The following is a 12,303-nucleotide window of genomic DNA, read 5'->3' as shown; positions in this document are numbered from 1 at the left end:
AATAATCTTTATGGCAAAATCATCATTTGGTAAAAAAAGATCAGTAGTTGTTGATCCTTTGGGAGAGGCTCATATTCAATCCACTTTTAATAATATTATTATAACGTTAACAAATAAAAAAGGGGAGGTTATAGCATGGTCTTCTGCTGGTAAAATGAATTTTAAGGGATCTAAGAAAAACACACCATATGCAGCTCAAATGGCCGCAGAAAATGTAGCAAAAGAAGCTATCAACGCTGGAATCAAAAAAGTAGAAGTAAAAGTGAAGGGGCCTGGAGCTGGTAGAGATGCAGCTATACGAGCTTTGAGTAATTCTGGAATTGTGGTAACAATGATAAAAGATATAACTCCATTGCCACATAATGGTTGTCGTCCTCCTAAAAGAAGAAGAGTTTAATGTCTCAATACTTATAAGAAATTATGGCAAAATATATAGGACCTAAAACTAAAATTTCTAGAAGATTTGGTGAATGCATTTATGGAGAAGATAAATATTTTGAAAGAAGAAAGTATCCATCTGGGCAACATGGGAATAGTCGTCGCAGAGTAAAACGTTCAGAATATTTCATACAGTTGATAGAAAAACAAAAAGCAAAATATACTTATGGTATATTAGAACATCAATTTGAAAGATTATTTTTTGAAGCTGCAAGAAAAAAAGGAATTACTGGAGAATTGTTATTGCAAGGATGTGAAAGTCGTCTAGACAACATAGTTTTTAGACTCAAATTTGCGCCATCTCGATCTTCTGCACGTCAGATTGTTTCGCATAGGCATATTGTTGTGAACGATCATATAGTTAATATTCCATCTTTTAGATTAAAACCAGGAGATAAAATACAAGTAAAAGAAAAATCTAAAAAACATCCAGTTATATTAGATTCTATCCAAAAAAAATCAGGACCATTGGTAGAATGGTTAATTTTGGATGAGAAAAATATGTTTGGTATATTTAGAGTGATACCGAAAAGAACACAAATTCCTGAAAATATTAAAGAACAACTTATTGTTGAATTATATTCAAAATAATAGAAGTTAATCATACATTCATTATATTATATTATTATATATGGCTATTCTAGATTTTGTTAAACCTGATAGAATTGCAATGTCTGAGTTTTCAGATAATAAAGGTGTTTTTCATTTAAGACCCTTAGAACCTGGATATGGAATAACTTTGGGAAATGCATTGAGAAGAGTATTATTAGGATCTTTGAAAGGTTTTGCGGTTACTTCTATTCGGATTAAAGGAGTTAAATATGAATTCTCTACTATAGAAGGGGTAGTTGAAGATGTGACTGAAATAGTTTTAAATTTCAAAAAAATTCGTTTAAAACGAAAAGTTCCAGAAGTTCATAAAGAAATAGTTAATGCATCTATTCATCATGGTAAACAGATAACGGGAGTAATTCTAAATAAATTTATTTCTGGATTTCAAATTTTAAACGATGATTTGATTATTTGTAATAAAGACGAATCTGTTACATTGGAAATCAGTTTCACAATTGAAGAAGGAAGAGGCTATGTCCCTGCAGAAGAAAATAAGAGTAATAATAATGATTTGATCGGAACAATTCCTATAGATTCTATTTATACTCCTATTAGAAATGTAAAATATACAATAGAAAATTGTCGTGTTGGTCAAAAAACTGATTACGAGAATCTTTCATTAGAAATTAAAACAGATGGTTCTATTTGTCCGAAATCAGCTTTAATGGAAGCGTCTAAAATATTAATTCAATATTTTTCTATTTTCTCTTATGAAAAAATAGGAAAAAAGAAACAAGAAGAAATTAATAAAGATAAAAAATATGACGAAGAGTTTTTACGAATGCGTACTTTGTTAAAATCTAGGTTAAGTGATATGGATCTATCTGTTCGTACAAAAAATTGTTTAAAGTCTGCTTCTATAGAAACTATAGCAGACTTGGTCTGTTGTAATAGAAATAACATGTTAAAAATGAGGAATTTTGGTAAAAAATCCTTAGATGAGTTGGAAAGTAAAATGAAAGAAAAAGGATTATATTTTGGAATGGACATATCAGAATATAGATTAAAGAATAAAGAATAGATGAATCATAGAAATAAGAATAATCATTTAGGAAGAAAATATGGACATCGAAAATCTGTTCTTTCTAATCTTGCTTCTTCTTTGATTAAGGAAAAAAGGATTTTTACGACTTTAGCCAAAGCTAAAGCTTTAAAAAAATATGTTGAACCTATTATTAGAAAATCCAAAATTCACACTACACATTCCAAAAGAAATATTTTTTCGTATCTAAAAGATAAAACTGCAGTTTCAGAGTTATTTAAAAATATTTTTGATAAAGTTCGTATTCGTCCTGGTGGATATACTAGAATTATAAAAACAGGATTTCGTATTGGAGATCAAGCATCTCTTTCTTTTATTGAATTAGTAGATTTTAATGAGATTTACACATCTAAAAAAATAATAAAAAAGTCTGTAAGACGCAGTAGAAAAAAAACAGACTAAAAAAATGAACAATGAGTAAAATTAAAAGCATTCAGGCCAGACAAATATTAGATTCAAGAGGAAATCCTACTGTGGAAGTAGATGTAATAACAGAAAAAAATGTGTGTGGACGTGCTTCTGTTCCATCTGGAGCTTCAAAAGGAGAACATGAAGCTTTTGAATTACGTGATGATCAAAAAAATATTTTCTTTGGAAAGGGAGTTTTGAAAGCTGTTCAGAATGTTAATAGCATTATTGCTCCTGAATTAATTGGAAAATCTATTTTTAATCAAGTTCATATTGATAAATTAATGTTAGAATTAGATGGAACAGTTAACAAAAAAAGACTGGGAGCTAATTCAATTTTAGCTATATCATTAGCAGTGGCAAGAGCTGCTTCTAATGAGCTTAAAATTCCTCTTTATAAATATGTAGGAGGAGTTTATACAAATGTTTTACCTACTCCTTTAATTAATATAGTAAACGGAGGAAGACACTCTAATGCTCCTATAGCTTTTCAAGAATTTATGATAGTTCCTGTTAAGTCTAATACTTTTATGGAATCACTTCAAATGGGACATAAGGTTTTTTATAAATTAAAAGATCTTTTACATCAAAAAGGATTGTCTACAAGTGTTGGTGACGAAGGAGGTTTTTCTCCTAATTTTGATGGAGTAGAAGATGTTTTAGATCATATATTAGAAGCTATACATATGGCGAATTATGAACCTTATGATCAAATAGGAATAGCTATAGATTGTGCTGCTTCTGAATTTTATAAAGATAATCAATACGACTATTCTAAATTTGAAAAAAAAACGGAAAATTCAGAAAAATCTAAGGAAGAACATGTTCATTATTTATCCTATTTAATTAAAAAATATCCAATTATATCTATTGAAGATGGGATGGATCAAAATGATTGGGAAGGATGGAAATTATTAACGGATGAAATGGGAGATAAGATTCAATTAGTAGGAGATGATCTTTTTGTTACTCAAGTCCGTAAACTAAATGAAGGAATCAAAAATAGAATAGCAAATTCTATTCTTATAAAAGTTAATCAAGCAGGAACATTAACAGAAACAATTGAAACGATTAATTTGGCTAAAAAGAACAAGTATAAAAATATAATATCTCATCGTTCTGGAGAAACAGAGGATTCTTTTATAGCAGATTTTTCTGTTGCATTTAATATTGAACAAATTAAAACCGGTTCTATTTGTCGTTCTGAAAGAATTTCAAAATATAATCAATTATTACGCATTGAAGAAACGCTTGGTCAATATTCTTTTTATTCAGGATGGAATCAGATATAAATAAAATATTCCATCAATGATTAATTAAGAATCAATGGTCATTTTAATTTTTATACTTGGATATTTATTCATTACTCTTGAAAACTTATTTTCTTTAAATAAAGTTATTCCATCTATTCTGATGGCTACTACTTGTTGGTCATTAATTATGTTATTCAATCTTCCTGTTTATGAATTTGGTCAACATTTAATAATTAAAAAGGATCCCAAATATTTGTTATTGCTTCATTTAGGAAAAGCTTCTGAAATTGTTTTTTTTCTTATTGGGGCTATGTCTATTATTGCTGTGATTGAAAGATTTTCTGGATTTGAAGCTTTGAGAGAATTATTTTACACGAATACAAAACGTAGATTTTTGTGGATAATGAGTTTAGCTTCTTTTTTGTTATCTGCTATAATAGATAATCTAACAGCAACTATTGTTTTAATTTCTCTTCTTAGAAAAACAGTTTCTAATTATAAAGAACGTTTATATTATTTGGGATCAGTTGTAATATCTGCTAACGCAGGAGGAGTTTGGTCTCCAATTGGGGATATAACCACAACAATGTTATGGATTTCTAACAAAGTAACGACTATACATCTTGTTAAAAAAATATTTATTCCATCTATATTATGCATGTTTATTTCCACTTTAATAGCATCTTGTATGCCAGTTTTTAATGGAACTTTTCAAGTTAAAAAAAATGAATTATCAAAAGATAATATCAATAAAGGTTTTTTCATGTTGAAAGTAGGTCTATTTTTAATGTTACTTGTTCCTATTTTCAAAACTATAACGGGAGTACCTCCATACATGGGCATGATGTTTTCTCTTGGTATTCTTCTTTGTGTAGTGAAAAAATATAAATCAGAGTCTGTTTTATCTATAGATGATATTTTTAGAAAGTTGGATTTTTCTAGTATTTTGTTTTTTCTGGGGATTTTACTTTCAGTTTCTTCTTTAGAATCTTTGGGAAAATTATATAGTTTATCTCATTGGATTAATGAGACTGTTTCTACATGGAAAATTACAACTTTTATATTTGGATTGATTTCTTCTATTATAGATAATGTCCCTTTGGTCGCTGCTACTATAGCCATGTTTTCTTATCCAATTGATCATGATTTATGGCATTTTATAGCTTATGTTTCTGGTACAGGTGGAAGCATTTTTCTTATAGGCTCTGCTGCAGGAGTGGCTGCTATGGGAATGGAAAAAATAGATTTTTTTTGGTATTTGAAAAAAATCAGTTGGATAGCTTTGATTGGCTACATATCCGGATTTATTTATTTATTAATTTATCCATTTTTTTCTTTGTAAGAATTCTATAAAGTTTCCTCCTAAATACGAAAAAGGAAAAAAAAGTGGAAGTATTACTATTTTAAACCATAAGGGGAATGGATAGAAAAATACATGAAATAATGCTATAAAAAATAAAATAAATCCAGTTAATATAGCGTAAGCTTTTTTTGCGTTTTGTGCAAAAAAAGCAGTTATTGTTCCTCCTAATAAGGCACTAAAAGCATAGAAAAAAATTAGAACTAAAAAAAATTCAGCAGGAGCTTCAACAAAAATGTGTTTTAATTTTTTTAACGGAATGGATTCAATTTTAATAAACCATTTTTTTATGAATTTAATAGCAGAAAGTATTTCTATGAAACCTATCATTACTCCTATTGATACTGAGAATATATTACGATACATAGCATAATTAAAGTATTTTTTTTTGTTATTTTGTAAAAATGTAAAAATAAACATCAATTTTTAATTTATTTTGTTATGAATTCTACCTTGGAGATAAATTGGATTCCAATCAAAAAATATGAAGATATTTTATTTCTTTTTTGGAAGGGAGTTTCTAAAATAGAAATAAACAGACCATGGTGTCATAATGCATTTCGTGTAGAAACAGTAAATGAAATGATAGATGCTGTAGATATATGTAGTAATAGAAAAGATATAGATATATTAATCTTAACGGGGTCTGGAGATAAATCTTTTTGTTCTGGAGGGGATCAAACGACAAGAGGATTGGGTGGTTATTTAGGAAAAGATGGAACTACGAGATTGAATATTTTAGATTTTTATAAAAAAATAAGAGAAATTCCTAAACCTGTTATAGCTATGGTGAATGGTTATGCTGTAGGAGGAGGACATGTATTACATGTAGTTTGTGATTTAACTATTGCATCTGATAATGCTATTTTTAGTCAAGTTGGTCCTAAGGTAGGTTCTTTTGATGGAGGATTTGGATGTTCTTATTTAGCTCGTCATATAGGTCAAAAGAGAACACGGGAAATGTGGTTTTTATGTAAAGAATACACGGCTAAAGAAGCTTTAGAAATGGGATTGATCAATAAAGTTGTGAGTCAAAAAAAATTAGAAGAAGAAACTATAAAATGGTGCAAAATAATACAAAAGAGAAGCCCCATGTGTTTAAGGATGATCAAGCGTTGTTTAAATGCGGAATTAGATGGACAACATGGATTGATGCAGTTAGCAGGGGATGCTACTTTAATGTTTTATTTGATGGAAGAATCTCAGGAAGGAAAGAAAGCTTTTTTAGAAAAGAGAGATCCTAATTTTAAAAAATTTACAAGGTTTTTATGAAATTGAAATACTGGATCTATGCAGCCCGTTTTCATACTTTACCTTTGTCCTTTTCTGGAATAACTTTAAGTTTTCTTATATCTAAGTCTAGAGTAAATGTTAATTTTAATGTATATATTTTATGTGTTCTTACAGCTTTATTATTGCAAATACTGGCTAATTTTTCAAATGATTATGGAGATAGCATAACAGGAATTGATAATTTTAAACGTATAGGTCCTAAAAGAACAATTCAATCTGGTTTTCTTTCTTTATTGGAGATGAAAAAAGCTATTTATCTTCTTTCCGTATTGTCTTTTTTATCAGGATTTTTATTACTTTATCAAAGTATTCCGTTTAAAAAGATTTTTGTTTTTTTATTCTATTTTATAGGAATTCTTGTTTGTATTTATAGTTCTATAAAGTATTCTATTGGACCTTCTCCTTATGGATACATAGTAGGAATGGGGGATTTATTTGTTTTCATTTTTTTTGGTCTTCTTTCGGTAGAAGGAAGTTATTTTTTATATACACAGACTCTACAAATGGATATGTTTTTATTATCTTCATCTATGGGTTTGTTAAGTGTAGCTGTTTTAAATATTAATAATATGAGAGATCTAGATAATGATTGTGAAAACGGTAAATATACTATGGCAGGATGGTTGGGAATAAAACGTGCGAAATTATATCATATGATTTCCATATTTACTTCAGTTTTTTTAGGAGGTTTTTTTATTTTTTTGAATCAAAAAACTATTTACCAGTGGCTTATTTTTATATTAGTCGTTATTTTTTTGATTTTTCATGTAAAAAGAATCTTTTTTTTAAAGGATAAAAAATTATTCAATTTAGAGTTAAAAAGACTAGTTTTAATTACTTTTTTGTATGGATTAAGTATAGGTATTAGCAATTTTTTATAAATATTATGAAAATCACTTTTTTTTCTCATAGCACATGTATATTAGAAATACATGATAAATGTTTATTAATAGATCCATTTTTTTCTGGAAATCCTGTTTTTCAAAATATAAATTTTTTGGAACATATTAATCATTTAAGAAAAGTAGATTATATGTTGTTAACTCATGCTCATTATGATCACGTATGTGATGTAGAATTTTTTTCACAAAAATTTAATAATGTTTTAGTTATTTCTAATTATGAAATTTCTAATTATTTTGAAAAGAAAGGAATTAAAACATATGGCATGAATTATGGTTCTTTCATTTCTTTTTCTTTTGGTAAATTAAAATATGTTTGGGCAGCTCATTCTAGTGTATTTAATGATGGAACTTATGGAGGAAATCCTGGTGGTTTTCTGTTACATACAGATGAGGGAAATTTATATATATCGGGAGATACATCTTTGACGAGTGAAATGCATATTATTCCTAATTTTGGAAAACTAAAACTTTCTATTTTACCGATAGGAGGTAGATATACGATGGATATAGAGGAAGCGATTATGGCCTCAGATTTTCTGAAATGCAAAAAAATATTAGGAGTTCATTATAATACTTTTGAAGAAATTCAAATTAATAAAGATGAAGCAAAAAAAAAGTTTTATAAAAAAGGGAAAGAACTGATTCTTTTAGAAATGGGAGAAACTATATTTATTTAAATGGATAAAATAAATTTTTTTTTAAAAAAAAAACTTTCTTCTTTAGAAGAAGAATATTTAATTCTAACAGAATATTTAATTATAATACTATTTGGTTTATTATTTTGAAACAAAATAATAAAATAGGAATAGGAGAATGTAATCCGATATTGGAAAAATCAGTTTCAAAAAATTTCAATTATTTTAAAAATGAATTAGAAAATCTTTCCAAAAAGGTAGTTTCTTTGAAAAAAACAGAAGTACATTATTATCGTAAGTATATTTCATATTCATCCATATTTTTTGGATTAGAACAAGCTTTTTTAAGTTTAAAAAACAAATTCCCTATATTATATGATTCTGAATTTACTCATGGAAAAAAAGGGATATCTATAAATGCTTTGATATGGCTTCATTCCAAAAAAAAAGATGATTTAATAAAAGAAATAGAAAAAAAAATTATTAAAGGGTTTTCATTTATAAAAATGAAAATTAGTGCTGATTTATTCGATTATCAATATTTAATTTTAAAAAAAATAAAAGAAAAATATCCGTCTATAAAAATACGTGTAGATGCAAACGGTTGTTTTGAAGATTCCAAAAAAGCTTTGTCTTGTTTAAATAAACTTTATGATTTAAATATAGTTCATTCAATGGAACAGCCAATATTATCTGGAAATTGGAAAAAGATGTCAGAAATCTGTCAAAAATCAAAATTGCCTGTAGCATTAGATGAAGAATTAGAAGGAATTTATGAATTAAAAGATAAAAAAAGATTATTGGATGTTATTCATCCTAAATATGTGGTCTTAAAGCCTAGCATAAATGGAGGATTTTATGGATCTAAAGAATGGATATTAGAAGCTAACAAAAGAAAAATTAAATGGTGGATTAGTTCTTCTTTAGAAAGCAATATTGGAATTAATGCTGTAGCTCAATGGACTTTTATGATGAAAAAAAAATATGAAAATCAAAATATTTATTCTCATGTTCATGGATTAAATACAGGAGTTTTGTATGTGAATAACTGGAGTTCTCCTTTAGAAATTAAAAAAGGTTCTATTTGGTATAACCCATCCATGAAATGGGAAACATCATTCTTTTAATAAATGAAAAAAAAATGTGGATAGATTTTTCTTCTAAAAAAACATTGACTGGTTCTTATTATAATTCTTGCAAAGAAAATTGTCAGTGGAAAAATGCTATTTTTTCTTTTTTAAAGAAATGGTATGATAATGAATCTGTATTATCCGTTTCAACTTCAGGAACAACAGCTTATCCTAAAACAATATTTTTGAAAAAAAAGCATATGTTTGAAAGAGCTATAAAAACTGTAGAATTTTTAAAACTAAAAAATAAAGGAGTTAGAGGCTTGTTATGTTTGTCTCCAGATTTTATAGCAGCTAAAATGTTTTTAGTTCGTGCTATTATTTTTAAGTGGAAAATCTATTGTGTCCCTCCATCATCTAATCCTCTGATAAATATCAAAGAATATTTTGATATTACATCAATGGTTCCCATGCAAGTTTTTTTTAGTTTGAGATATTTAGAATATATTAAAATTATTTTAATAGGAGGATGTTCCATTTCCAATTTTTTAGAAAAAAAATTGCAAAATATTTCAACTATTTGTTATGCTACTTATGGGATGACAGAAACATTAGGTCATATAGCTCTAAGAAAAATTAATGGTTCAAATAAATCTACTTTTTATAAATCATTTCAAGATCTACATTTGAGTGTAGATGAAAGAAATTGTTTAGGAATTTTATCTTCATATTTTATGGATTCTTTTATACAAACAAATGATATAGTTCATATGATGTCTAGTGATACATTTTACTGGAAAGGAAGATATGATAATGTAATCAATAGTGGAGGAATAAAAATTATTCCTGAATTAATAGAAAAGTACATAAGTTCTTTTATCCCTTTTCATAAACGATTTTTTATATCTTCAATTCCAGATAAAATTTTTTGGGAAAAAATAGTATTAATTATCGAGGGTTCTCCTTTCCCATTCAAACTTCCAGAATTTCTTTTTAATGGAAAAAATAAATTTTTCAAACCAAAAAATATTTTCTTTGTTCCTCATTTTATAGAAAATTCACTTGGAAAATTTAGACGAAAAGAAATAATGAAAAAATTAATTCAAAAAATAAAAATATAAAAATTTGTATTACATTTTTTTATCGAAAAAAATTTTTAATTCTTTAAAAAAAGTTTTGGTATCTAAATAATTTTTTTTGTTGTTATATTCACTTCCATAAACTAATTGAAATAAATCTTTGGTCATTTTTCCGGATTCTATAAAATCTAGACATGTTTTTTCCATTTTTTCAGAAAAATATTTTAAATCCAGATTTTTATCTAAAAAAGCACGATGTTTAAGGCCTCTAGTCCAAGAAAAAATAGAAGCAATAGGATTGGTAGAAGTTTTTTGTCCTTTTTGATGTAATCTATAATGTCGAGTTATAGTTCCATGAGCAGCTTCAGATTCTAAAGTTTTTCCATCTGGAGTAAGTAAAACTGAAGTCATCATTCCTAATGAACCAAATCCTTGGGCAATGCAATCAGATTGGACATCTCCATCATAATTTTTACAAGCCCATATAAATCCTCCATTTGATTTGATAGCTTTTGCTATCATGTCGTCTATTAAACGATGTTCATAAGTAATTTTTAGTTCTTCAAATTTTGATTTAAATTCACTGTCATATAGATCTTGGAAAATTTTCTTATATTTTCCATCATATTCTTTAAGAATAGTATTCTTGGTAGAAAGAAACAAAGGCCATTTTTTATATATTGAATAATTAAAACAAGAACGAGCAAATCTACATATGGATTGATCTGTGTTGTACATTCCCATAGCAATTCCAGGGCCCATAAAATGATGGATTTCAAATTTTTTTATTTTACTTTTATTGTTATCTGGAAGAAAATAAATATACAATTTTCCTTTTTCCTCAATTATAAAATCTATTGCTTCATATTGGTCTGCATAAGCATGCCGGGCTATGCATATGGGTTTTTTCCAATTTGAAATTGGACGAGGAATGTTATTAGCTATGATAGGTTCTCTGAATACGGTTCCATTAATAATGTTCCGTATAGTTCCATTTGGGGATTTCCACATTTTTTTTAAATGAAATTCTTTTATCCTATCTTCATCCGGTGTTATTGTTGCACATTTAATTCCAACATTATATTTTTTGATGGCATAAGCAGCTTCTATGGTAATTTGATCATTGGTAAGATTTCTATTTTTGATTCCTAGATCAAAATAAATAATATCTATATCTAGATAAGGAAAAATAAAATATTTTTTAATGTATTCCCATATAACTCTGGCCATTTCATCTCCATCAATTTCTACTATAGGATTATTAACTTTAATTTTTTTCATGAAATTATAAAATTTTTTAAACAAAATAATATTACATGTTTTTAGCAAAATAATAAATAAATCTAAAGAAATTCTTATCTTTGTGTAAGAAGAATGTTTAGATTTATCTTCCATCCCTTTGAATGATTCGAAGGGTTTTTTTGTTTTTATGGTAATGAATGAAAAATATGAAATGGAAAGTTTCATCACAAGAATGTTTATCTGATCTTTCAAAAGAAATCAAATCCACTTCTGTAGAGGATAAATTAAGAACTTTTTCAAATTTATTTCCAGGAAAAATAGTTTTTTCTACAAGTTTTAATATTGAGGATCAATTGATTTCTCATTTCATTTTATCAAATAAAATTCCCATAAAAATATTCACTTTAGATACAGGAAGGCTGTTTGAAGAAACTTATAAAGTTTGGGAAGATACAAATAAATTTTATGGATATTCTATTTCTGCTTATTATCCTAATCAAGATAAATTAGAGGAATTTTTATCAGAAAATGGACCAAATTCATTTTATGATAATGTAAAAAATAGAATAAAATGTTGTTTTTTACGTAAAGTAGAGCCCCTAAAAAAAGCCTTACAAGGAAACTTTGTATGGGTCACTGGATTACGTGCAGAACATTCTATGGAAAGAAAAAAACTGAATTATTTGGAATGGGATTCAAAATATCATTTGATTAAATATCATCCTCTTTATAATTGGAAATTAGAAACCATAGAAAAAATAGTCAAAAAACACAAAATTCCTTATAATTCTTTATACGACAAAGGTTTTTTAAGTATAGGATGTGCTCCATGTACTCGTTCCGTTAGATTTGGTGAGAGTTACCGAAGTGGACGTTGGTGGTGGGAGAATGATTCTATAAAAAAAGAATGTGGATTACATATTAAAAAGTAAAAAATTCGTAAAAAATGACATAAAATGGATAAAC

General features: G+C 27.1%; 14 protein-coding genes. 12 read left to right on the top strand and 2 right to left on the bottom strand.

The annotated features are described in order from the left end of the window. The first annotated feature begins 10 nt into the window (after positions 1-10). From rpsK to H0H68_RS01890, 6 genes are read left to right on the top strand one after another with little or no spacing between them, the layout of a single operon-like run. Positions 11-397, top strand: a complete 387-nt coding sequence (gene rpsK, locus H0H68_RS01915) for a 30S ribosomal protein S11 (protein ID WP_185853134.1) — start codon at positions 11-13, stop codon at positions 395-397. 23 nt (positions 398-420) lie between these two features. Further along, a complete protein-coding gene (rpsD, locus tag H0H68_RS01910) occupies positions 421-1,029 on the top strand; it encodes a 30S ribosomal protein S4 (RefSeq protein ID WP_185853133.1) in 609 nt (202 codons plus the stop codon). Positions 1,030-1,069: 40 nt separating this feature from the next. Beyond that, positions 1,070-2,071: a DNA-directed RNA polymerase subunit alpha gene (locus tag H0H68_RS01905; RefSeq protein ID WP_185853132.1), complete on the top strand. Its 1,002-nt coding sequence runs from the start codon at positions 1,070-1,072 to the stop codon at positions 2,069-2,071. Beyond that, a complete protein-coding gene (gene rplQ / locus H0H68_RS01900) occupies positions 2,072-2,494 on the top strand; it encodes a 50S ribosomal protein L17 (protein WP_185853131.1) in 423 nt (140 codons plus the stop codon). It abuts the gene before it with no gap. A gap of 11 nt (positions 2,495-2,505) precedes the next feature. Beyond that, positions 2,506-3,792, top strand: a complete 1,287-nt coding sequence (gene eno, locus H0H68_RS01895; RefSeq protein WP_185853130.1) for a phosphopyruvate hydratase — start codon at positions 2,506-2,508, stop codon at positions 3,790-3,792. Positions 3,793-3,826: 34 nt separating this feature from the next. Beyond that, positions 3,827-5,095 (top strand): SLC13 family permease, encoded by a 1,269-nt coding sequence (locus tag H0H68_RS01890; RefSeq protein ID WP_185853129.1) that lies wholly within the window; start codon positions 3,827-3,829, stop codon positions 5,093-5,095. Here H0H68_RS01890 and H0H68_RS01885 read toward each other — a convergent pair. Further along, positions 5,069-5,533 (bottom strand): hypothetical protein, encoded by a 465-nt coding sequence (locus H0H68_RS01885; RefSeq protein WP_238783935.1) that lies wholly within the window; start codon positions 5,531-5,533, stop codon positions 5,069-5,071. The two genes, H0H68_RS01890 and H0H68_RS01885, sit on opposite strands and share 27 nt — an antisense overlap. A 21-nt stretch (positions 5,534-5,554) precedes the next feature. Between H0H68_RS01885 and menB the strand changes: the two genes are divergently transcribed. The 5 genes from menB to H0H68_RS01860 all read left to right on the top strand — a co-directional run bounded on the left by menB (position 5,555) and on the right by H0H68_RS01860 (position 10,137). Further along, complete coding sequence (menB, locus tag H0H68_RS01880; RefSeq protein WP_185853128.1) at positions 5,555-6,385, top strand: 1,4-dihydroxy-2-naphthoyl-CoA synthase; 831 nt, start codon at positions 5,555-5,557, stop codon at positions 6,383-6,385. After that, positions 6,382-7,287 carry a 1,4-dihydroxy-2-naphthoate octaprenyltransferase gene (menA, locus tag H0H68_RS01875; RefSeq protein ID WP_185853127.1) on the top strand — a complete coding sequence of 302 codons (906 nt, stop codon included), beginning with the start codon at positions 6,382-6,384 and terminating at the stop codon, positions 7,285-7,287. Before menB ends, menA begins: the two co-directional genes overlap by 4 nt. A gap of 5 nt (positions 7,288-7,292) precedes the next feature. Then, positions 7,293-7,988 carry a metal-dependent hydrolase gene (locus H0H68_RS01870; RefSeq protein ID WP_185853126.1) on the top strand — a complete coding sequence of 232 codons (696 nt, stop codon included), beginning with the start codon at positions 7,293-7,295 and terminating at the stop codon, positions 7,986-7,988. Positions 7,989-8,092: 104 nt separating this feature from the next. Further along, positions 8,093-9,073 (top strand): enolase C-terminal domain-like protein, encoded by a 981-nt coding sequence (locus H0H68_RS01865; RefSeq protein ID WP_317168021.1) that lies wholly within the window; start codon positions 8,093-8,095, stop codon positions 9,071-9,073. After that, positions 9,052-10,137 (top strand): acyl-CoA synthetase family protein, encoded by a 1,086-nt coding sequence (locus H0H68_RS01860; protein ID WP_238783933.1) that lies wholly within the window; start codon positions 9,052-9,054, stop codon positions 10,135-10,137. Before H0H68_RS01865 ends, H0H68_RS01860 begins: the two co-directional genes overlap by 22 nt. Before the next feature lie 9 nt (positions 10,138-10,146). Here H0H68_RS01860 and H0H68_RS01855 read toward each other — a convergent pair whose 3' ends face one another. After that, positions 10,147-11,376: an NADP-dependent isocitrate dehydrogenase gene (locus H0H68_RS01855; protein ID WP_185853632.1), complete on the bottom strand. Its 1,230-nt coding sequence runs from the start codon at positions 11,374-11,376 to the stop codon at positions 10,147-10,149. Between the two features lie 158 nt (positions 11,377-11,534). Between H0H68_RS01855 and H0H68_RS01850 the strand changes: the two genes are divergently transcribed. Beyond that, complete coding sequence (locus H0H68_RS01850) at positions 11,535-12,269, top strand: phosphoadenylyl-sulfate reductase (protein WP_185853125.1); 735 nt, start codon at positions 11,535-11,537, stop codon at positions 12,267-12,269. Positions 12,270-12,303 lie beyond the last annotated feature (34 nt).

The organism is Blattabacterium cuenoti (assembly GCF_014251555.1).
Lineage (GTDB): Bacteria > Bacteroidota > Bacteroidia > Flavobacteriales > Blattabacteriaceae > Blattabacterium > Blattabacterium cuenoti_P.
Note: the sequence above shows the minus strand (reverse complement) of the source record. Positions and strands in the feature narration are given on the sequence as shown.